Consider the following 21,444-nt stretch of genomic DNA (forward strand, 5'->3'; position numbering starts at 1 on the left):
GGTTTTCGCTCGGGCTGGGAACGTGTTGAAGAGCTGTGTCAGGCGGGTGCCCCAGACGGGGCAGGCGGATCGCCACAATCCTTAGTCGGCGGCCGAGACAAAGTCTTTAGGCGTTACGCGAAAGTGTCATCTTCGCCAAAAGAAAAACCCCAACCGGGTAACCGGCTGGGGTTTTTTGTGGGGCGTTCAGAGCGCTCAGGCTTTCTTGCGACTCGCCAGCGCTGTGACCGCGTAGCCAATACAGGCTGCCAGGATCGACCCGGTGAGGATGCCCATTCGATCCTCACCCGCGAACTCACTGGCGCCCGGCACAAAGGCCAGGGAGCCGACAAACAGGCTCATGGTGAAGCCGATGCCGCACAAGATGGCCACTCCCAGCACCTGGCCCCAATTGGCGCCGCTGGGCAGGGTGGCGATTCCGGTCTTGATGGCCAGCCAAGTGAGGCCGAACACGCCGATGGTCTTGCCGATCAGCAGGCCGGCAGCGATGCCCATGGGCACGTGGTGAGTGAAGCTGTCCAGGGTAACCCCGGTCAGCGACACGCCAGCGTTGGCGAAGGCGAACAACGGCAGGATAGCGTAGGCCACCCAAGGGTGCAGGGCGTGCTCCAGAGTCAGCAGTGGCGAGGGTTCGGCATTTTTGGTGCGCAGTGGAATGCAGAACGCCAAGGTTACCCCGGCCAGGGTGGCGTGCACGCCACTCTTAAGCACGCAGACCCACAGGATCAGGCCGATGATCATATACGGGCCGAGTTTGACCACGCCCAGGCGGTTCATCGCGATCAAGGCGACCAGGCACGTGGCCGCGCCCGCCAAGGCTGCATTCGACAGTTCGGCGGAGTAGAACACCGCGATGACGATGATAGCGCCCAGGTCATCAATGATGGCCAGGGTCATCAGGAACAGCTTCAGTGACACCGGTACACGCTTGCCGAGCAGGGCCAGGACGCCGAGTGCAAAAGCGATATCGGTGGCCATCGGGATTGCCCAGCCGGCAAGTGCGGCGGGGTTGTCCTTGTTCAGTGCCCAATAGATCAAAGCCGGCACCACCATGCCGCCAATCGCGGCCGCCCCCGGCAGTACCACTTGCGATGGCTTGGACAGGTGGCCGTCGAGCAACTCGCGTTTGACCTCCAGACCGATCAGGAGGAAGAACAGCGCCATCAGGCCATCGTTGATCCACAGCAGCGCTGGCTTGGCGATTTTCAGCGCGCCAACCTGCGCCACCACCGGCGTATCGAGGAAGGCGCCGTAGAGGTGGGATAGCGGTGAGTTATTGATGATCAGCGCCAGAGCGGCAGCGGCGATCAATAACAGACCGCTGGCGGCCTCCAGCTGGAAGAAACGGGTGAAAGTGCTACGCAGAGGCAAGGGATGCTCTCCAATAAGGTTCAATAGGTGGGTACCCTAACCCGTACTGTTAGTTGTTAAAACAAAATTTATATTCTTATTTGTTATAAGAGAGGGTCAGGATCGGTCTTGCGTCAAAGCTTAGCAATTGTGTGTCTAATTGAGTCGTCACTGTATCTGTGTGGCGTGTAGGAAAGCCCCTAAAATCGGGACTGAAACCCTTAGAGACTCACCTCATGAACGACCACCGTACCTGGGCTCGCGAAGCCATCCGTGTCATCGAAGCGGACTTCCAGCGCAGCGCCGACACGCACCTCATCCCTCTTCCATTGCCGGGGCTGCCGGGTATCGAGTTGTACTTCAAGGACGAGTCCAGCCACCCCACTGGCAGCCTCAAACATCGGCTGGCGCGTTCGCTGTTCCTTTATGCGCTGTGTAATGGCTGGCTCAAGCCGGGTGCGCCGGTGATCGAAGCGTCCAGTGGGTCTACTGCGGTGTCGGAGGCTTACTTTGCGCGTTTGCTTGACCTGCCGTTTATCGCGGTGATGCCGGCCACCACGTCCCAGGCGAAGATCGACCAGATTGCCTTCTATGGTGGCAAGAGCCATCTGGTAAAGGATCCGACGCAGATCTACGCCGAGTCCGAACGTTTGGCGAAGGAAAGTGGCGGTCACTTCATGGACCAGTTCACCTACGCCGAGCGCGCGACGGACTGGCGGGCAAACAACAACATCGCTGAGTCGATTTTCCAGCAGATGCGTTTTGAGCATTACCCGGAGCCGAGCTGGTTGATTTCCAGCCCCGGCACCGGTGGTACCACGGCGACCCTGGGCCGCTACGTGCGTTATCGCCAGCATTGCACCCGCGTGCTGTGTGCCGATGCCGAGCGTTCGGTGTTTTTTGACTACTACCAGACGGGCGATGCCAGTTTGCGTCTGGAGTGCGGTTCACGCATCGAAGGGATCGGCCGGCCACGGGTCGAGGCTTCGTTTTTACCCCAGGTGATTGATGCGATGGTCAAGGTGCCGGATGCGCTGTCATTGGCAGCCATGCATTACCTGGCCGAGCGGTTGGGGCGGCGGGTGGGTGGTTCCAGCGGGACTAACCTGATCGGCGCTTTGGTCGCGGCGCTGCAGATGAAAGCGGCGGGGGAGTCGGGGTCGATCGTGGCGATCTTGTGTGATGGGGGCGAGCGGTATGCGAACACGTACTACGATCAGGCTTGGTTGGCGGAGCAGGGGTATGAGCTTGGCGGCTTGATAGCAGCCGTTGCGGCCAGTGTAGAGAAGGGTGAGCCGTTGCCTGCCAGCGTCCTGCGCGCCAATATCTGACACGCCCAATAAACCCATGTGGGAGCTGGCTTGCCTGCGAAAGCGGAGTGTCAGTCGCCGAATTTATCGACTGAACCACCGCCATCGCAGGCAAGCCAGCTCCCACATTTGATACGGGTTGGCTGTAAGAAGTGCTTAAGCTTATATACCCAGCATATCCCGCGCCAACGCCTCGGCAATCCGAATTCCGTCAACACCCGCCGACAGGATGCCACCGGCGTAACCTGCGCCTTCACCGGCCGGGAACAAGCCTTTCACGTTCAGGCTCTGCATCGACTCGTTACGGGTAATGCGCAGTGGCGACGAGGTGCGGGTCTCAATACCGGTCAGTACCGCATCGTGCAGCGAGTAACCTTTGATCTGTTTCTCGAACGCCGGCAGCGCTTCACGAATCGCCTCAATGGCGAAGTCCGGCAATGCCAGCGCCAGGTCGCCCAGGGCCACCCCCGGCTTGTAGGACGGTTCCACACTGCCAATGGCGGTGGACGGCTTACCGGCGATGAAATCACCCACCAGCTGCGCCGGCGCCTCGTAGTTGCTGCCGCCGAGGATGTAGGCGTGAGACTCCAGGCGCTCCTGCAACTCGATACCGGCCAGCGGTCCGCCTGGGTAATCCACCTCAGGCGTGATGCCGACCACGATGCCGGAGTTGGCGTTGCGCTCGTTGCGTGAATATTGGCTCATGCCATTGGTGACCACGCGGTTCGGCTCGGAAGTCGCCGCCACCACGGTGCCGCCCGGGCACATGCAGAAGCTGTAGACCGAACGGCCGTTCTTGGCGTGGTGTACCAGTTTGTAGTCGGCGGCGCCCAGTTTCGGGTGCCCGGCGTATTTGCCCAGGCGCGCTGCGTCGATCAGTGACTGCGGGTGTTCGATACGGAAGCCCACCGAGAATGGTTTGGCCTCCATGTACACGCCACGGCCGTGCAGCATACGGAAGGTGTCGCGGGCGCTGTGGCCCAGGGCCAGAATCACGTGCTTGGAGAGGATCTGCTCGCCGCCGTCGACGACCACGCCGTTCAACTGGCCATCTTCGATCAGCACATCAGTGACGCGCTGCTCAAAACGCACTTCACCACCGAGAGCGATGATCTGCTCGCGCATGTTTTCCACCACGCCGGTCAGGCGGAAGGTGCCAATGTGCGGCTTGCTGACGTAGAGGATTTCTTCCGGCGCGCCGGCCTTGACGAACTCGTGCAGCACTTTGCGACCGTGGAACTTCGGGTCTTTGATCTGGCTGTAGAGTTTGCCGTCGGAAAAGGTCCCGGCACCGCCTTCGCCAAATTGCACGTTGGACTCGGGGTTGAGCACGCTTTTGCGCCACAGGCCCCAAGTGTCTTTGGTGCGCTGGCGCACTTCCTTGCCGCGTTCGAGGATGATCGGCTTGAAGCCCATCTGCGCAAGCAACAGCCCGGCGAAAATGCCGCAGGGGCCGAAACCCACCACGATCGGCCGTTCAACCAAGCCTCGCGGCGCCTGGCCCACCACTTTGTAGCTGACGTCCGGTGCCGGGTTGATGTTGCGGTCATCGGCGAACTTGAGCAGCAGGGCGGCTTCGCCCTTTACGTTCAGATCGATGGTGTAGATGAAGCACAGCTCCGACGATTTCTTGCGCGCGTCGTAGCTGCGTTTGAACAGGGTGAAGTCGAGCAGGTCATCACTGGCGATGCCCAGGCGCTGCACGATGGCAGGCCGCAGGTCTTCTTCGGGATGGTCGATGGGCAGCTTGAGTTCGGTGATTCGTAACATGACAGGATCCGGTGGGCGGCGGGCTTCGATGCCGGCTGTTTTGCAAACCGGCGATTATAAGCCCCAAAGGCTGATTCCCGTCATGTTAAAACAGCCCAAGGCTGAATCAGTCGTCCCGCGAGCCGCCGAATGATGCACAACCGCGCTGGACCTGGCCATTGACCCGCAACTCGGCGGTCATGTGTTGCAAGCTCCCGCTGGCGGCATCGATGCAGCGTTGTGGGGCTACCCACAGTTCGATGTGCTGGTTATTGGCTTCGGTCATCAGGTTGAAACGGCCGTCACCCAGTTGCTCTTCGACAAAAGGCACCGCCAGTGGCGGCTGGCCCTCGCGTTCCAGCACCATGCCCTTGGCCGTTACGCTCATCGCCCAGGCCGGTTTATGGCCATTGGCCCGCAGAATCATGCGTTTGAAGTCCGGGTCGTTACAGGCCGAGGTCGAGCGTTCTACACGATACAGTTGTTGCAGGTCGACCGAACCCTGGGTGCCGCTGGCCACCCCGGAAAACTTGCCGCGTAAATCGGCAAACAGCACGCCTTGCTGGCCGGCCAGGGACGCGGCTTCCTGCAAGACGCTGGTGCCGCCGGTGTCATTGACCACGTAGTTGCGTTTGTCGCCGCACGGCTGGAACAGCAGTTTGTCGCCCACTGCCGTGAGCTCACCCTGCATGCGGGTCAGCCCGACGGTAGACGGTTTGGCCGGCTCGCTCTCGAACATCTGGCAAGCGGTGAAGAGGGGCAGCAGGGCAAACAGAGCAAGGGTACGGGCGGCGCGCATTATTGGGTCTCCAAACTAGTGCCGCCACGTTACGCAGGCTCGCACCGCACCACAAGCCCGTTCGCCGGGTTCAGGCGATTCTGACAGACATCATATTTCAGCCAACGATGTAGGTCTGACCAGTCTGTAAGCCTTCGACACTTTTCGCGTAGGCCAGTGCTACATCGGCACCCGAAGCCGGTTTGAAACCGCGGAAGTACGGCGCGTAGCTGCCCATGGCTTCGAGCAAGACGGTCGGGCTCACCGAGTTGATGCGCAAGCCGCGCGGCAATTCGATCGCCGCCGCCTTGACGAAGGCATCCAATGCGCCGTTGACCAATGCGGCAGAGGCGCCGGTGCGGATCGGATCGCGGTTCAGGATGCCGCTGGTAAAGGTGAACGAGGCACCGTCGTTGGCGTAGTCGCGGCCGATCAGCAGCAGGTTGACCTGGCCCATCAGCTTGTCCCGCAGGCCCAGTTCAAAGTCGGCTTCGCTCATCTCACCCAGTGCCACAAAATTCACACTGCCTGCCGCGCAGACCAACGCGTCGAACTTGCCGGTCTGCTCGAACAGTTTGCGGATCGATGCGCTGTCGCTGATATCCACCTGGAAGTCGCCGCCGCTGCGGCCGATGCTGATCACCTCGTGACGCTGCGCCAGTTCCGCCTTGACCGCTGAGCCGACCGTGCCGCTGGCACCAATCAATAGGATTTTCATCGTGCTGTTCCTCCGGGGATTAAGTGAGGTTTCAGTCTAGGATGGCTTTTTAAGTGGATAAACGCGCTAATAGGCAACCTTTGGTTTTCAATTGGAAACAATCCATGAGCGAAATGGATGACCTGGCGGCCTTTGCCGTGCTGATCGAAGCGGGCAGTTTTACCCTGGCGGCGGAGCAATTGGGCTGCAGCAAGGGCCAATTGTCCAAGCGCATCAGCCAATTGGAAGCGCAGTTTTCGGTGGTGTTATTGCACCGTACCACTCGCAAGCTCAGCCTGACCGCCGCCGGTGCGGCGTTGTTGCCCCAGGCTCAGGCGCTGGTGGACCAGGTGGAGCGCGCCCGTCAGGCGTTGGCGCGGCTCAAGGACGATCTGGCTGGCCCAGTGCGTATGACGGTTCCGGTGTCGCTGGGGGAAACCTTCTTCGATGGCTTGTTGCTGGAGTTCACCCAGCAATACCCGCAGGTTCAGATCGAGCTGGAACTGAACAACAGCTACCGCGACCTGGCGCGTGATGGCTTCGATTTGGGCGTGCGCATGGGGGCGATGGATAACGAGCGGCTGGTGGCCAAGCCACTGTTGGCCTGGCATGAAATGACCTGCGCCAGCCCGGCCTACCTTGCGCAGCATGGCGAACCGCTGACGCCTGCGGATCTGGCCGCGCACACCTGTCTGCTCAACAGCCATTACAGCGGGCGTGAGGAGTGGTTGTACCACCAGCAACATGAACTGCTGCGGGTGCGGGTCAGCGGTACCTTCGCTTCCAACCACTACAACCTGTTGAAAAAAGCCGCCTTGGTGGGCGCCGGCATCGCCCGCCTGCCGTCCTACGTGTTACCGGCAGAACTGGCCGACGGGCGCTTGCGCTGGCTGCTGCGTGATTATCAAACGCGCAGCATGCCGATGTACCTGGTTCATCCTTATCAAGGTGGCCTGCCGCGCCGAACCCAAGTGTTGGCCGACTACTTGGTGGACTGGTTCAGACGCAGCGGCGAAACCCTGGATCGCCTTCAGCGGTAGCGGCGCGCGATCAGGTGATCAATCGACAGGCAACCTGGGCCTTTGGCCACCAACAGCAGCAGTAACGCGATCCAGGTGCCATGGGTGGGGTAGGCCTCGGGGTAGACGAACAGTTGAATGGTCAAGGTCATGCCGATCAGCGCCAGGGCCGAGAAGCGCGTGGCAAAGCCCACCAGGATCAGTACCGGGAAAAAGTGTTCGGCAAATGCTGCCATGTGCGCGGCCACTTCCGGTGACAGCAAGGGCACGTGGTACTCGCTGCGAAACAGCGGCAGGGTTGAAGCGGCAAGCTTGGGTTCGCCCAATTGGAAGGTGCCGTTGATGATATCAATCGCAAAGCCTTCGACTTTGGTCTGGCCGGACTTCCAGAACACCGCCGCAATGGAAAACCGTGCGAGAAAGGCGATCAGGCTGTAGGGGATTTTTTCGAACAGCGCGATGGTCCGTTTTACCAGGCAAGTAGGGGAAGTGTTCATGGCGATTCCTTTTGTTCTGTGTGCAAATGAATGATGGCGTCGTGGCAGATCAGCAGTGTCAGGCAATGGTTGAGGTCGAATTCGGCTGATGCTTCAAGCGCGTGCTCTACCGCTATTTCCAGGCCTGATCCCTGGTCAAGGCTGTTGATAAACGCCACCGAACCGCTGTCGATGGCGAAGACCTTGACCGCCAAGCCCTGGCGTAACACCAGTGCACTTTGGGCGTACCAAGGGTTCAAGGTGGCAATGGTGCCTTCGGTCTGGTGCGCGGCCCATACCGCAACCACGGCGTAGGGTGAATTCAAGGTGGCCAGGGACGGATGCAGGTGCAGGCTTAGCTGCCCCAGGTCGGTCGGCCCTTGCAGTTGTTCAAGGATGGCCTGCTGATTCAGTGGCTGGCGGTCCGCGGCGTGATAAGCACGCACCCGCAGGCGTTCCAGGCGTGCGACGTCCGCCAGGTAAGGCACGCTCGCAGCCGGTTCGAACGCCTGGATGAACGCGGCAAACGTGCTGCCGTAATCGCTGATCAACGGGCTGTCGGGCGGGCTGGCTTGCACGTACAGGCTGGCCATCGCGCGAAAAAATTCATCGCCAACCAATTGCAGCGTTACCGGATAAGCGGCGGCGAGCGCGTTGATCAGCGAGCTGTGGACATTGTTTCGATACACCGCGAAACGGCTGGCCGGGTCGGCGCCGTTGTTGCTGAACAATCCGTCGGGGCAGGCCTGGTCGGCGTCGAGCAAGGCGCCGGCAAATGCAGCTTGATCGCTCATGGCTTCAATACCTTCGCCTGTGACAGATGCCAGTCGGCGTGTTGGGCTTCGGCGTGTAACACGCTGAAGGCGGGCACCTGGTTGTCCCGCTCGATCAGCGTGGCCACCGGGCCGGTGTACTTGAGCACCTGTTCATAGAGCTGCCACACCGCGTTATCGATGGGCGCGCCATGGTCATCGATCAGCAGGCGGTCGCCCAGGCTGTCGGTGTCTTCGGCAAAGCCGGCCAGATGAATCTCACCGACGGCCTTCAGCGGTAGCGCATCGATGTAGGCCAGTGGATCGCGCTGATGATTGATGCACGACACATAGACGTTGTTGACGTCCAGCAACAGCCCGCAACCGGTGCGCCGGATGATCTCGCTGATGAAGTCCGTCTCGTCCAGGGTCGAGCGTTGGAACTGCAGGTACGTCGAGGGGTTCTCCAGCAGCATCGGCCGCTTGAGGGTGCTTTGTACCTGATCGATGTGCTCGCACACCCGGTCCAGGGTCGCGGCGTCGTAGGCAAGCGGCAGCAAGTCATTGAGGAACACCGGGCCGTGGCTGGACCAGGCCAGGTGTTCAGAGAAAGAGTGGGGTTGATAGCGTTCGATCAGCGTGGCCAACCGTGCCAGGTGCTCACGATTAAGCGGGCCTTCGCCGCCGATGGACAGACCCACGCCATGCAATGACAGTGGGTACTGTTCGCGTATCAAACCCAGGTAGTGATGAAACGGGCCGCCGGCGACCATGTAGTTTTCGGCGTGAACTTCAAAAAAACCGATATCGGGCGAGGTCTTGAGCACTTCAAGAAAGTGCTCGTTCTTCAGCCCCAGCCCGGCCCGGTAAGGGAGGCCGGGCACCTGAGCCGGTGAGACCGTGTGCTGGGGTAAAAGCGTCATCATCAGTACTCAGGTTTTGCAGGGTTTCAGGACTTGGCGGTGAAGGCTGCTTCCTGGCCGAAACCGGTCGGCGAGGTGGCGCTTGGGGTCTTGGCGCACGTGCCGGCTGGGACCAGTTTCCAGGCGTTGGCCTGGTCTTTGACTTTCGAGGTACCGGCGCAGGTAGTACCGGCGCCTGCAGCGCAATCGTTCTTGCCGGCTTCGGCGACACCAAAGCACTTGTCCATTTTCGCTTCGTCAGCGTGGGCCATGTTGGTCAGGGCGGAAAAGCTCAGGGCCGAACCCAGGGCCAGAACGAGGGTAGCGGCGGACAGCGAACGGGATTTAGTAGTCATGGTGTAACTCCAGCAGTGAGGTTGGGTAAGGAAGCGTTTTTGCTTGCTTACCCCTCTAGAGTTGGGGCATCAGGCTGCGTTACAGCAGGTGATAAATAAATTTTCGAGGCCGAGCAAATGGCGCCGTGAGTCTTAGTGTTCGCAAGCCCCGTATGCGCTTGCTGTAGGATCAAGCAATGCCTGGCACTGGGCGAATGTGCGCAAGACCAATAAGGAGCGTTGGCTGTGAAGAACCGCTTTGCAGATTTTTTCATCAGCAGAAATTTCTCATTCTTGTGGCTGGGGCAAGCCCTCTCATCGTTTGGCGAGTTCGTTTTCGAGAGCACCGTCATTGTGTGGCTGGTGACTGACCTGTTTCACGACAGTGCGTTCTTGCCGACGGCCGTAGGCCTGGCAGTGGCGGCTTCGGCTATACCGCGTGTATGGGTGGCCCCACTGGCCGGGGCTTGGGTCGATCGGATGGCCCCGTTGTACGTGATGATCGCGGCGGATGGGATTCGGGTGCTCAACTTCCTGATCTTTTTCGTGATCTATTCACTGGCCGGGCTGGACCCGATGCAAGTGTTCGTCGGCGTTCTGCTGTTGTTGTTGGTGAACAGCACGGCCGCACAGTTTTTCAACCCGTCGCGCCAGGCGATCATGCAAGTGGTCATCCCTTCGGCACGCCGCGTTGAAGCATCGGCCAAGGCAATGTTTTCCCTGACGGGCATTTCAGTGTTGTCGGCGTCCCTGGGGCCGGCCTTGTTTGTCTGGGTGGGCCCCGCCCTGGCACTGCTGATCAATGTGCTGGCCTTTGCCTGTTCGGCCCTGTGCATCGCATCTACCCAGGGCTTGCGCCGGACCTTGCTGGCCGAGCAACAACGGCCGCCCTTTTGGCATGGAGTGCTCGCAGGGCTGCGGTTTTCCTGGGGGCACGCCTCGATTCGAACGTTGCTGATCGGTGTGGCGTTGTATGGGTTTTCCCTGGGGGTCAATAACGTCGCGTTGTCCTTGTATGCATTCAAAACCCTGGGCTTGAGCCCTTATGAATACGGCCTGATTCTCGCGGCGTTCCCTGTCGGCGGGTTGATTGCTGCCGTGCTGGTCCGGCCGCTGTTGAAGTCATTGAGCACGCGCCAGGCCTTTACCTTTGCGTTGCTGTGCATGGGGTTCAGTTACCTGGCGTATTCGCTGCATCCGCCGTTTTACCTGGCCTGGGCGCTGATGTTCAGTTGTGGGGTGTTCTTCTCGGTGTTTGCGATTGTGCAAGGGCCGATGCTTCAGGAAGCCGTGCCTGAAGGCTACATGGGGCGTGTGTCCGCAACGGTCACGCCGGTACTGGCCATTGCCTCGTTGACCGGTACGCTGGTGTGTTCTCAGACATTGAATAGGGCAGAGCGCGTCATAGCCTATTTCGACGCGCCGCTGGATGTGTACGGCGCGTATATCTTCCTGGCGGCGGGCTTGTTGCTATTGGGCGGGGCATTGATGCTGGCCGGCCAGCGCGCGGGCAAGGGGGAGTTGGTCGCGACGCTTTGAACCGCGATAAAAAAACGGCCCGAAGGCCGTTTTTTTGTTACCTCAATGGCTCAGCCACCGAGATAGGCTTCACGCACCTTCGGATCCGTGAGCAATTGCTCCCCGGTGCCCTGCATCACCACCCGGCCGTTTTCCAGCACGTAGGCGCGGTCGGCGATTTTCAGCGCCTGGTTGGCGTTCTGCTCCACCAGGAATACCGTTACACCGTCCTTGCGCAGTTGTTCGATGATATCGAAGATCTGCTGGATGATGATCGGTGCCAGGCCCAGTGAAGGCTCGTCGAGCAGCAACAGCTTGGGCTTGCTCATCAGCGCCCGGCCGATGGCGAGCATTTGCTGCTCGCCGCCGGACATGGTGCCGCCGCGCTGGCTGAAGCGTTCCTTGAGCCGTGGGAACAGGTGCAGCACCTTGTCCATCTGCTCCTGATAATCGCCCTTATCGGTGAAGAACCCGCCCATGGCCAGGTTCTCTTCCACCGTCAGGCGCGAGAACACACGACGGCCTTCGGGCACCACGGCAATGCTCTTGCGCATGATCTCGGAGGAAGCCTGGCCCACCAGTTCTTCACCCATGTAGCGGATGCTGCCGCTGTGGGCCTGGGGTGAACCGCACAGGGTCATCAGCAAGGTCGACTTGCCGGCACCGTTGGCGCCGATCAGCGTGACGATTTCACCTTGGCGCACTTCCACGTTGACGCTGTGCAGCGCCTGGATCTTGCCGTAGAAAGTGGAAACGTTTTCGAATTGCAGCATTTTACGCTTCCCCCAAATAGGCTTTGATCACTTCCGGGTTGTCGCGGATCTGCTCCGGCGTACCGTTGGCCAATGGCGTGCCCTGGTTGATCACCACGATGTGGTCGGAAATGCTCATGACCAGTTTCATATCGTGTTCGATCAACAGCACCGTGGCGTTGTTTTCCTCACGCAGCACCGTGATCAGCGCCTTGAGGTCTTCGGTTTCCTTGGGGTTCAGGCCGGCGGCCGGTTCGTCGAGCATCAGGATCCGCGGGCGGGTCATCATGCAGCGAGCGATTTCCAGTCGGCGTTGTTGGCCGTAAGCCAGGGTGCCGGCCGGGCGGTTGGCAAACTCGGTGAGGTTGACCTTGTCCAGCCAGTACGCCGCGTATTCCATGGCCTCGCGCTCGCTCTTGCGGAACGCCGGGGTCTTGAACAGGCCAGCAAAGAAGTTGGTGTTCAAGTGCCGGTGCTGGGCGATCAGCAGGTTTTCGACCGCCGTCATGTCCTTGAACAAGCGCACGTTCTGGAAGGTACGCACCACGCCCTTGCGGGCGATCTCGTGACCGGCCAGGCCCTGGATGGGTTGGCCATCCAGCAGGATGCTGCCACCGCTCGGCTTGTAGAAGCCGGTAAGGCAGTTGAACACCGTGGTCTTGCCGGCGCCGTTCGGGCCGATCAGCGCCACAACCTGTTTCTCTTTGACGGTCAGGGCCACGCCGTTGACCGCGAGCAAGCCGCCAAAACGCATGCTCAAGTTTTCGACTTTCAGGATCTCGCGGCTCATTTGCGCAGCTCCATGTGTGGGCGTTGCATCGGCAGCAGACCTTGGGGACGCCAGATCATCATCAGTACCATCATGGCGCCGAACATCAACATGCGGTATTCGCTGAACTCACGCATCATTTCCGGCAGCAGGATCATCACGATCGCCGCCAGGATCACGCCCAGCTGCGAGCCCATGCCACCCAGTACCACGATGGCGAGAATGATCGCCGACTCGATAAAGGTGAACGACTCCGGGGTCACCAGGCCTTGGCGCGCGGCGAAGAAGCTGCCGGCGAAACCGGCGAAGGTTGCCCCCAGGGTGAATGCCGAGAGTTTGATGACGGTCGGGTTCATGCCTAATGCACGGCAGGCGATTTCATCTTCGCGCAACGCTTCCCACGCGCGGCCGATCGGCATGCGCAGCAGGCGGTTGATCACGAACAGTGCCGCCAATGCCAGCAACAACGCCACCAGGTACAGGAACACCACTTTGCTCACCGGGTTGTAGTCGATCCCGAAGTATTCGTGGAAGGTCTGCATGCCTTCGGCTGCGGTGCGGTCGAACGACAGCCCGAAGAACGTCGGTTTGGGGATGCTGCTGATGCCGTTGGGGCCACCTGTGATATCGGTGAGGTTCCGCAGGAACAGCCGGATGATTTCACCGAAGCCCAGGGTCACGATCGCCAGATAGTCACCGCGCAGGCGCAGCACCGGGAAACCCAGCAGGAAGCCGAACGTGGCCGCCGCCATGCCGGCCAGTGGCAGGCAGATCCAGAAGCCCCAGCCCAGGTAGTGCGAGAGCAGCGCGTAGGTGTAGGCACCCACGGCATAGAAACCCACATAACCGAGGTCGAGCAGGCCGGCCAGGCCGACTACGATGTTCAGGCCCAGGCCCAGCAACACGTAGATCAGGATCAGGGTGGCAATGTCGACGGCGCCGCGCGAGCCGAAGAACGGCCAGATCAACGCGGCCACGATCAGCCCGATGATGATGTAGCGCTGGGTACGCGGCAGGGTCAGGAATTGGCTGACCTTGGGCGACACCAACGGGCCACGGTTGCCCTTGAGCAACGCACCGACCTGCTGGGTGAACAGCACACGCAGGAACATCAGCACCGAGCACAGGGCGATGATGGTCAGGGTCACGGGACCGGTGCCATGCACTTCCAGGTTGATGCCGACAATGCTCAGCTTGAGGCCGAGTACCGGAAAGGCCACGGCCCAGACCAGCAAGGCGCTGAAGAACGCCGATTTAAGATATCTGCTCATACTTTCTCAACCTCCGGACGACCCAGGATGCCGGTCGGACGGAACAACAGCACCAGAACCAACAGGCCGAACGCCACGACGTCCTTGTACTGGTCGCCGAACACGTCGGCGCCAAAGGCTTCAGCCACACCCAGCACCAGCCCGCCGAGCATCGCGCCCGGAATACTGCCGATACCGCCCAAGACCGCTGCGGTAAAAGCCTTGAGGCCTACCAGGAAACCGGCGTTGGGGTTGATCACGCCGTACTGCATGCTCAGCAGCACCGCCGCAATGGCTGCGAGTGCGGCACCGATCACGAAGGTCAGGGCGATGATGTTGTTGGTGTTGATGCCCAACAGGTTGGCCATCTTGATGTCTTCGGCGCAGGCCCGGCAGGCGCGCCCCAGACGGGAGCGGGAAATGAACAGGGTCAGGCCGAGCATTGCCACCAGGGTGACGACGAAAACCAGCACCTGCATGTACGAAATCAGCACTTCTTGTGCGCCACCTGGGCCGAAGGAGAAGCTCCCCGGAATCAGGTTGGGAATGGACTTATCCTTGGAGTCCTGGGACAGCAATACAGTGTTCTGCAGGAAAATCGACATGCCGATGGCGGAAATCAGCGGGATCAAACGGTTGCTGCCACGCAAGGGGCGGTAGGCGACGCGCTCGATACTGTAGCCATAAGCACTGGTCACGACGATCGATGCCAGGAACGCAGCGGTCATCAACAGCGGCAGGGAATGGATACCCAGCATGGCCAGCCCGGCAAGGGCGATGAAGGCCACGTAGGAACCAATCATGTACACCTCGCCATGGGCGAAGTTGATCATTCCAATGATGCCGTAAACCATTGTGTAGCCAATGGCTATCAAGGCATAGGTGCTGCCAACGGTCATGCCGTTAACCAGCGTTTGGAAAAAATGATAGATCTCAGGCATTACAGCGCTCCTAAAAACCCGATACGCATTTCACTGGTGGAGTCATTTCCGGCTCGGTGCCCTGCTCTGTGATCAGGTTGCACGAAGCGTTTGCCAGCGAACCGCTGGTGACGGTTTTAAGATTTTCAGGTGAGCCAGCGCCCGGATCGCGGGTGACATGGCCCATAAACCTCGTAAAACAAAGCCCACTGCTCTCACAGTGGGCTTGTTGGACCAGTAACGCCTGGCTTACTGAGGGGAAACTTCGGTTTTTGGTTTACCGAAGTGCCATTCGTAGACCACGAATTTGAAGTCCTTCAGGTCGCCCTTGGCGTCGAAGCTCAGGTCGCCAGTTGGGGTCTTGAAGGTGCCGGCGTGGATAGCAGCAGCCACTTTGGCGGTGTCTTCGCTTTTCGCGGCGGCGATACCGCCGGCGATCACTTCAACGGCCGAGTAGGCCGGGAACACGAACGGACCGGTTGGGTCCTGCTTGTTCTTGGTGAACTCTTCAACGATGGCCTTGTTGGCCGGGTCGGTGTCGAAGGATTTCGGCAGGGTAACCAGCAGGCCTTCGGAAGCGCCCTGGGCGATTTGCGAGATGGAGTCGTTACCCACACCTTCTGGGCCCATGAACTTGGCGTTCACGCCTTTTTCCTTGGCCTGGCGCAGGATCAAGCCCAGCTCTGGGTGGTAGCCGCCGTAGTAGACGAAGTCGACGTTGGCTTGCTTGAGCTTCTGGATCAGCGAGCCGAAGTCTTTGTCGCCAGCGTTGATGCCTTCGAACAGGGCGACTTTCACGCCTTTCTTCTCGAGGGTCTGCTTGACGGCGGTGGCGATGCCTTCACCGTACTGCTGTTTGTCGTGGATAACAGCAACGACTTTCGGCTTCACGTGGTCGGCAATGTAGTTACCGGCCGCTGGGCCTTGGGCGCTGTCCAGGCCGATGGTACGGAACACCAGCTTGTAGCCACGGGAAGTGATTTCCGGGCTGGTAGCCGCCGGGGTGATCATGATCACGCCTTCGTCTTCATAGATGTCGGACGCTGGCTGAGTGGAGCTGGAGCAGAGGTGACCGACCACGAACTTGACGCCGTCGTTGACCACTTTGTTCGCTACGGCAACGGCTTGTTTTGGATCGCACGCATCGTCGTATTCTTTCGCTTCAAGCATTTTGCCGTCGACACCACCCTTGGCGTTGATGTCAGCGATTGCCTGCTTGGCACCCATGAATTGCATGTCGCCGTATTGCGTCACTGGACCTGTCTTAGGCCCGGCGATACCGATCTTGATGGTGTCGGCTGCGAACGAATGGCCGGCAACCCCAGCCAGGACCATAGCGGCAAACAGTTTGGAAATCTGCTTAGTAGCCTTATTCATAGTGCTCCACTCTTACTGTTGTATTTTTTATAGTTCTAGCGGCCTTGTGAGCTGCAGAACCGGATCAGATATCGCGGATATCCCCCCGGCATCGCCCTGGCAACTGTACCGGTACAGTGTAGAGCGCCGGTTGATCGCTTGAAAAGCTGGCTGCTGGGGGCAAACCTTGGGTGTGTCGCTTTAATGAAAGAAAAAGACAGAATTGCGGCGGGCTTATGCCAGAGTTTCGGGCAATCCTTGGCTTTCCTGACACTTTCGTTCGGTGCCTCATTTGCAACTGGGTTTTTCTGCCTGACGCCTGACGCTATGATTGCGCCGATTTTTTCTTCAGGTGAATTCCCATGACGCAAGAACCTAGCACCCTCTATGCCAAGCTGCTCGGTGAAACCGCCGAAATTTCCTGGAAGGAGCTTGAACCGTTCTTTGCCAAGGGTGCCCTATTGTGGGTCGACGCCGGCCTGGATTTGATCGAAGCGGCCGAAGGAATGGCCGAGGATAACCGCGACAAAGTCGCTGGTTGGCTGGCCGCAGGGAGCCTTGGCGAAGTGTCTGCGACGCGGGCGTTGGACTTGGTTGAGCGTGATCCGAGCCTGTGGGCGGTCGTGGTTTCGCCGTGGATTCTGATCCAGGAAAGGGCGGCGCAAGAAAGGCTCGCACTATAAAGGTGCGCGTTTTCTTGCCGAGCAAGTGTGTAGCCGAGTAACCGCTGGCGCCATGATGGCATCTTGCCGTAGAGAAAGGTCACAGGTGACGGTGACGTAAGCGTCACGGGAACAGTTTTAAAGTGGGCGGAACATCGGGGGAATTGTTTCCGGGTGTGGCAAAGCCAGAGCGTTCCCACGCTCCGCGTGGGAATGCATCCGGCGACGCTCTGCGTCACGAAGAGCGGACGCAGAGCGTCCAAGGCGGCATTCCCACGCAGAGCGTGGGAACGATCAACCCTGACTTTTCAAGAGGAGTACCCGGCGTACTCCGATGATTCGGCCGCTCGTCGGCGTTCATCCAAGTAGATGATGGCTAAATCCCAAAGATACGACGTCATCGAATGGGCCTGACAATCGACGGCGGGCCGATGCGGCCTGCACCAGGGTCCTTCGGCGCGATGGCGTCCTTATTGCCCTCGATGCTGAACGGGTAGAGTGGGTTGCGCATCTGGATGCCCTGGATCACACCCACCACATCGCTCAAAGGCACCGCCGGGCTCAGCAGGTAACCCTGGATAAAGTCGCAGCCGTGCTTGAGCAGCAGTTCAAATTGCGCCTGGGTTTCAACGCCTTCGGTGACCACCTGCAAGTGCAGGGTGTGGGCCATGCCGATGATCGCCTGGACGATCTCGACATCGGCGGTGGACTTGGGAATGTCCTGGATAAACGACCGGTCTATCTTCAGGGTATTGAGCGGCAGGCGCTTGAGGTAGGCCAGGGATGAATAACCGGTGCCGAAATCATCAATGGCCAGCGAAACGCCCAGGGCGCGGATCTGGCGCAACAGTGCCAGGGTGCTGCTGATATTGCCCATCAGCGCGTTTTCGGTGACTTCCAGTTCCAGGCGGCTGGCGGCGATCCCGGCAAAACGCAGGGCGGCTTCGATCTCATCGGCTAGCTCGTCACGGGCCAGGTTCAAGGCCGAGCAGTTCACGGCCATGGTCAGCTCGGTGTAACCGCGGTCAGACAGCAGGCTCAAATCGTGACAGGCCTGACGCAATACCCAGTGGTCGAGTTCGGCAATCAACCCGTTGTTTTCGGCGATGCCGATAAACCGGTCCGGGGCCAGCAGCCCATGTTGCGGATGTTGCCAGCGCACCAGTGCTTCCAGGCGGGTGACCTTGCCCAGCTTCATGTCGAAGATCGGCTGGTAGAACAGCACCAATTCATTGCGGCCGCGCAACGCAGCGCGCAATTGCTCCTCCAGTTGCAGCTCGAGGAAGGCGCGGGTTTTAAGGTTGGAGCTGAAGAAGTTCAAGCTGTTGCGACCGGCATCCTTGGACTGGTACAGCGCCAGGTCAGCGGTTTTAAGCAACTCTTCGCAGGTCAGTCCGTCATCGGGGAACAGGCTGATGCCAATGCTGGTGGTCATCACCATGCGCCGGCCGGCCAGTTCGATTGGTTCTTTCATCTTATGCATGATGCGCTGGGCCAGGTGCCGCGCTTCGTCGCGATGGTGAATGTTGATCAGGATGCAGAACTCGTCGCCGCCAAACCGCGCGACCACATCGCTATGGCTGCGCACCGACCCCTTGATATGCCCGGCCAGTACGGTGAGCAGTTGGTCGCCGGCATCGTGGCCGAGGCTGTCATTGATGCGCTTGAAGTGGTCGATATCGAGGAAGATCACCGCCATCATGCCGTGGCCGGCGGTTTTTTCGGCGACCTTCTCGGCAAAGATCTGGTTGAAGCCGCGACGGTTGAGCAGGCTGGTCAGCGCATCGAAGTGCGCCACTTGTTGCAGCGAGGCACGGGCTTGGTCCAGCTCACTGAGCAGGGCGTTGACCCGGCGCAGGTCACGCTCCTTGTGCTGCAGTTTTTTGTCGGCGAGGGCGGCGCTGACGCTGCTGCCAATCACCAGCAGGGTGATCACGGCCACCGACAGGCCCAGTTGAATCGGGTTGTTATCCAGTGGCAACGACAGGTCAGCACGGGCCGGTACCAGCATTCGCATGGCCGCCATGCCGGTGAAGTGCATGCTGAGGATGCCGGCGCCCAGCACGAGGCTGGCGGCGTACTTGAGCAGTTGATGAAACACGCCGGCGCCAGTGCGCAGGTAGCTCGACAGCAACAGCGCGGCCAGGCTGGCGCCGATGGCAATCGCCACGGAGGCCATGAACAGGTCGGTCTCGAAGTACACATCGGCCTGGGAGCGCATGGCCGACATGCCCACGTAATGCATCAGCGCGATACCCAGGCCCATCCATACCGACGCCAGCAGGTATTGATGGAATCGCAGATGGGTATGACTCAGGGTTTGCATGGCGAACAGCGAAGCGATCAAGGCGATCACCAGCGAGGCGAACGTCATGATCAATTCATAATGAATGGCGATAGGTGCCTGGAAGGCCAGCATGCTGATGAAGTGCGTCGACCAGATGCCACCCGCCAGGCAACCCGCTCCCAGCCAACGCCAATGACGGCGGGCGGTAGGGTCTTCGACATGGCCGACGCGCTCAGCCATGTCCAGCGTGCCGAAGCCGGCCGCGCAAGCAACCAGATACGCCAGTAGCACCAGAAAAGGGTTATGACTGCAATTGAGTAATAAGTGCCCGTTCTCTGGCAGGTCGGTAAAAAAATGCAGACCCAGCCATTCCATAGCAAGCCCCGTCATAGCGTCACGTCACAGCCAACGGCGATGACCTATGAAGTCGAGTATAGAAGCCGCGCAGGATTTTCCATGGATAATGGCACTTTGCTTTCAACCATTTTGGCATGCCTGCCATAGCGTTTGATGCTAAGCGCTGATCGGCAGGTCCAGTTCAAAAGGTGCTTCTAATGGCGGCAGGCCAAAGGCGGCGCGAGCGGTATCGCAGTCGACGTTCTGCTCGCCCTGGCTCCACGACGCATCGAACTCTCGGCAGGGGCTTGAGCGTTGTTCATAGATGGTGCAACGGGTGCCCTTGCCTACCTCACCCTCGAGGCTGCAACACCTGGCGGGTTTCTGGTCGGTACCAATCATCGCCACGCGTGTGGGGTTGATCTGCACCACCAGTTCATCGGGCACCGTGCCGCCCGATGAGGCGCACTCGCCCCAGAAGAAAGACACGCGAAAGTGTGAACAGCAGGCACCGCAACTCAGACACGGACTGGCTTCGGACATGGGCGTCATCGATAAGAAAAGTAGGATGTGGGTGTTACGGAAGGCTCGCCATTCTATCCGTGCCATGGCGGTTGGGAAGGGGGGCGCGAACTTATATTTTCGTAGGGAAAGTCCCGTCGCTGCGGGTGAAATCATGCCCTATCAGCTTTACGAATCATTACAGACAAGCGTGCCTGGCCTGATTATGTTGCAGGTACCGGGCAGGATGCATCGGGCATCGCAGCTCTCATAACAATAAAAGAGACGGACCCATGCAGAACTCGACCCAAGCGGCGAATGCCTGGCGCATTCTGTTCCTGCTGTTCCTCGCCAACCTGTTCAATTTCTTCGACCGCACCATCCCCGCCATCATCATCGAGCCAATCCGCATGGAATGGCACTTGAGCGACTTCCAGCTCGGTATCATCGGCACCGCCTTCACCATCGTCTACGCCATCGCCGGCCTGCCGCTCGGGCGCCTGGCCGATACCGGCTCACGCAGCAAACTGATGGGCTGGGGCCTGTTTGCCTGGAGCGGGCTGACGGCGGTCAACGGCATGGTCGGCAGCTTCTGGACCTTTTTGCTGGTGCGAATGGGCATCGGCATCGGTGAAGCCAGCTACGCGCCGGCGGCCAATTCGCTGATCGGCGACCTGTTTCCCGCCCACCGCCGCGCCCGGGCCATGGGCATTTTCATGTTGGGCCTGCCGTTGGGCCTGCTGCTGGCGTTCTTCACCATTGGCGCGATGGTCAAGGCGTTCGACAGCTGGCGCGCACCGTTCTTTATCGCCGCCGTGCCGGGGCTGATCCTCGCGATCTTTATGTTCTATATCAAGGAACCCAAGCGCGGCGCAGCGGAAACCGTGCAAGTCTCCCAGGAGCGCGTCGACCGCCCGATTCGTCGCGTTCTGGCGGTGCCGACCTTCCTGTGGCTGGTGCTGGCCGGGTTGTGCTTTAACTTCGCCACCTATGCGTGCAATTCATTTTTGGTGCCGATGTTGCAGCGTTACTTCCTGATGCCGTTGCAGGACGCCGCGGTGGCCACCGGCGTGATCGTCGGCATCACCGGGCTGGTGGGCCTGACCCTGGGCGGCTGGATTGCCGACAAGATCCATCAGCGCGTCGCCAACGGCCGGCTGCTGTTTGCCGCGTGCAGCTTGATTATCTCGACCATTACCACTGCCTGGGCCTTGCACGCGGGGCGCATTGAGATTGGCGTGTTTGTGGCGCTGTTCAGTGTGGGCTGGTTGTTCGCCTATAACTTCTACACCTGCGTGTACACGGCGATTCAGGACGTGGTTGAGCCACGCCTGCGCGCCACGGCGATGGCGCTGTTTTTTGCCGGGTTGTACTTGCTCGGCGGTGGCATGGGGCCGGTGGTGGTGGGCGGCCTGTCCGACCATTTTGCCCATTCGGCGATGTACGCCGATGGCGCCTCGCAGATGACCGAGGCGTATAAAGCGGTTGGGTTGCACGACGCCATGTACCTGATTCCGGTGGCGCTGTTCTTGACCATGCTGTTTCTGTTCCAGGCCTCGCGCAGTTTTGTGCGCGATGCCAAGAAGATGAAAGATGGGTTGGGGGCGGTTGAGGTGCCGGCTGCTGCCGCTGTAGCTTGATCGTTCCCACGCTCCGCGTGGGAATGCATCCTGTGACGCTCTGCGTCATGCTTCTAGGAGCGGACGCAGAGCGTCCAGGGCGGCG

At 59.9% G+C, this 21,444-nt stretch carries 21 protein-coding genes; 6 read left to right on the forward strand and 15 right to left on the reverse strand.

The window, feature by feature from the left end:
* Positions 1–195: 195 nt before the first annotated feature.
* On the reverse strand, positions 196–1,371 hold the full coding sequence (gene nhaA, locus HBO41_RS05735; RefSeq protein WP_138454015.1) for a Na+/H+ antiporter NhaA: 1,176 nt from the start codon (positions 1,369–1,371) through the stop codon (positions 196–198).
* Between the two features lie 215 nt (positions 1,372–1,586).
* On the opposite strand from nhaA, the gene HBO41_RS05740 reads away from it, so the two are divergent.
* Positions 1,587–2,681 (forward strand): PLP-dependent cysteine synthase family protein, encoded by a 1,095-nt coding sequence (locus HBO41_RS05740; RefSeq protein ID WP_017137200.1) that lies wholly within the window; start codon positions 1,587–1,589, stop codon positions 2,679–2,681.
* A gap of 141 nt (positions 2,682–2,822) precedes the next feature.
* Here HBO41_RS05740 and HBO41_RS05745 read toward each other — a convergent pair whose 3' ends face one another.
* The 3 genes from HBO41_RS05745 to HBO41_RS05755 all read right to left on the reverse strand — a co-directional run bounded on the left by HBO41_RS05745 (position 2,823) and on the right by HBO41_RS05755 (position 5,905).
* Complete coding sequence (locus tag HBO41_RS05745; protein WP_169985420.1) at positions 2,823–4,430, reverse strand: NAD(P)/FAD-dependent oxidoreductase; 1,608 nt, start codon at positions 4,428–4,430, stop codon at positions 2,823–2,825.
* A 106-nt stretch (positions 4,431–4,536) separates the two neighbouring features.
* The gene (locus tag HBO41_RS05750; RefSeq protein WP_099548579.1) at positions 4,537–5,208 is read right to left on the reverse strand and encodes a COG3650 family protein; all 672 of its coding nucleotides are present in this window, start codon (positions 5,206–5,208) and stop codon (positions 4,537–4,539) included.
* A gap of 97 nt (positions 5,209–5,305) precedes the next feature.
* Positions 5,306–5,905: a short chain dehydrogenase gene (locus tag HBO41_RS05755; RefSeq protein WP_169985422.1), complete on the reverse strand. Its 600-nt coding sequence runs from the start codon at positions 5,903–5,905 to the stop codon at positions 5,306–5,308.
* A 104-nt stretch (positions 5,906–6,009) separates the two neighbouring features.
* Here HBO41_RS05755 and HBO41_RS05760 point away from each other — a divergent pair, with 104 nt between their 5' ends.
* Positions 6,010–6,924, forward strand: coding sequence for a LysR family transcriptional regulator (locus HBO41_RS05760; RefSeq protein WP_017137203.1), 915 nt, complete (start codon positions 6,010–6,012; stop codon positions 6,922–6,924).
* Here HBO41_RS05760 and HBO41_RS05765 read toward each other — a convergent pair.
* Genes HBO41_RS05765 through HBO41_RS05780 form a run of 4 tightly spaced genes read right to left on the reverse strand, consistent with a single transcriptional unit; the run spans position 6,915 to position 9,389 of the window.
* Complete coding sequence (locus HBO41_RS05765; RefSeq protein ID WP_017137204.1) at positions 6,915–7,400, reverse strand: DoxX family protein; 486 nt, start codon at positions 7,398–7,400, stop codon at positions 6,915–6,917. The two genes, HBO41_RS05760 and HBO41_RS05765, sit on opposite strands and share 10 nt — an antisense overlap.
* Positions 7,397–8,173, reverse strand: coding sequence for a DNA-binding domain-containing protein (locus tag HBO41_RS05770; protein WP_169985424.1), 777 nt, complete (start codon positions 8,171–8,173; stop codon positions 7,397–7,399). The genes HBO41_RS05765 and HBO41_RS05770 overlap by 4 nt, the downstream gene beginning before the upstream one ends.
* Positions 8,170–9,057 (reverse strand): DUF692 domain-containing protein, encoded by an 888-nt coding sequence (locus tag HBO41_RS05775; RefSeq protein ID WP_169985426.1) that lies wholly within the window; start codon positions 9,055–9,057, stop codon positions 8,170–8,172. Before HBO41_RS05775 ends, HBO41_RS05770 begins: the two co-directional genes overlap by 4 nt.
* A 23-nt stretch (positions 9,058–9,080) precedes the next feature.
* Positions 9,081–9,389, reverse strand: a complete 309-nt coding sequence (locus tag HBO41_RS05780) for a DUF2282 domain-containing protein (RefSeq protein ID WP_017137207.1) — start codon at positions 9,387–9,389, stop codon at positions 9,081–9,083.
* Positions 9,390–9,614: 225 nt separating this feature from the next.
* Between HBO41_RS05780 and HBO41_RS05785 the strand changes: the two genes are divergently transcribed.
* A complete protein-coding gene (locus tag HBO41_RS05785) occupies positions 9,615–10,907 on the forward strand; it encodes an MFS transporter (RefSeq protein WP_169985428.1) in 1,293 nt (430 codons plus the stop codon).
* A gap of 50 nt (positions 10,908–10,957) precedes the next feature.
* Here the strand turns inward: HBO41_RS05785 and HBO41_RS05790 are convergent, their stop codons facing one another.
* The 5 genes from HBO41_RS05790 to HBO41_RS05810 all read right to left on the reverse strand — a co-directional run bounded on the left by HBO41_RS05790 (position 10,958) and on the right by HBO41_RS05810 (position 15,954).
* Positions 10,958–11,659, reverse strand: coding sequence for an ABC transporter ATP-binding protein (locus tag HBO41_RS05790; protein WP_017137209.1), 702 nt, complete (start codon positions 11,657–11,659; stop codon positions 10,958–10,960).
* Position 11,660: 1 nt separating this feature from the next.
* On the reverse strand, positions 11,661–12,428 hold the full coding sequence (gene livG, locus HBO41_RS05795) for a high-affinity branched-chain amino acid ABC transporter ATP-binding protein LivG (protein WP_017137210.1): 768 nt from the start codon (positions 12,426–12,428) through the stop codon (positions 11,661–11,663).
* Positions 12,425–13,678, reverse strand: a complete 1,254-nt coding sequence (locus tag HBO41_RS05800; RefSeq protein ID WP_017137211.1) for a high-affinity branched-chain amino acid ABC transporter permease LivM — start codon at positions 13,676–13,678, stop codon at positions 12,425–12,427. The genes livG and HBO41_RS05800 overlap by 4 nt, the downstream gene beginning before the upstream one ends.
* Positions 13,675–14,598: a high-affinity branched-chain amino acid ABC transporter permease LivH gene (gene livH, locus HBO41_RS05805; RefSeq protein WP_017137212.1), complete on the reverse strand. Its 924-nt coding sequence runs from the start codon at positions 14,596–14,598 to the stop codon at positions 13,675–13,677. The genes HBO41_RS05800 and livH overlap by 4 nt, the downstream gene beginning before the upstream one ends.
* Positions 14,599–14,826: 228 nt before the next feature.
* Complete coding sequence (locus HBO41_RS05810; protein ID WP_017137213.1) at positions 14,827–15,954, reverse strand: branched-chain amino acid ABC transporter substrate-binding protein; 1,128 nt, start codon at positions 15,952–15,954, stop codon at positions 14,827–14,829.
* Between the two features lie 138 nt (positions 15,955–16,092).
* Here HBO41_RS05810 and HBO41_RS05815 point away from each other — a divergent pair, with 138 nt between their 5' ends.
* Positions 16,093–16,299 carry a hypothetical protein gene (locus HBO41_RS05815; RefSeq protein WP_138453093.1) on the forward strand — a complete coding sequence of 69 codons (207 nt, stop codon included), beginning with the start codon at positions 16,093–16,095 and terminating at the stop codon, positions 16,297–16,299.
* On the forward strand, positions 16,296–16,616 hold the full coding sequence (locus tag HBO41_RS05820) for a DUF2288 domain-containing protein (protein ID WP_017137214.1): 321 nt from the start codon (positions 16,296–16,298) through the stop codon (positions 16,614–16,616). Before HBO41_RS05815 ends, HBO41_RS05820 begins: the two co-directional genes overlap by 4 nt.
* A gap of 376 nt (positions 16,617–16,992) precedes the next feature.
* Here the strand turns inward: HBO41_RS05820 and HBO41_RS05825 are convergent, their stop codons facing one another.
* Together HBO41_RS05825 and HBO41_RS05830 are read right to left on the reverse strand one after the other, a co-directional pair.
* On the reverse strand, positions 16,993–19,257 hold the full coding sequence (locus HBO41_RS05825) for a bifunctional diguanylate cyclase/phosphodiesterase (RefSeq protein ID WP_169985430.1): 2,265 nt from the start codon (positions 19,255–19,257) through the stop codon (positions 16,993–16,995).
* A 138-nt stretch (positions 19,258–19,395) separates the two neighbouring features.
* Positions 19,396–19,761, reverse strand: coding sequence for a YkgJ family cysteine cluster protein (locus HBO41_RS05830; RefSeq protein WP_017137216.1), 366 nt, complete (start codon positions 19,759–19,761; stop codon positions 19,396–19,398).
* A 251-nt stretch (positions 19,762–20,012) separates the two neighbouring features.
* Between HBO41_RS05830 and HBO41_RS05835 the strand changes: the two genes are divergently transcribed.
* Positions 20,013–21,359 (forward strand): MFS transporter, encoded by a 1,347-nt coding sequence (locus tag HBO41_RS05835; RefSeq protein ID WP_017137218.1) that lies wholly within the window; start codon positions 20,013–20,015, stop codon positions 21,357–21,359.
* The last annotated feature ends 85 nt before the right edge of the window (positions 21,360–21,444 follow it).

It is taken from the genome of Pseudomonas sp. WS 5146 (assembly GCF_012985495.1).
In the GTDB taxonomy this organism is placed as follows: Bacteria; Pseudomonadota; Gammaproteobacteria; order Pseudomonadales; family Pseudomonadaceae; genus Aquipseudomonas; species Aquipseudomonas edaphica.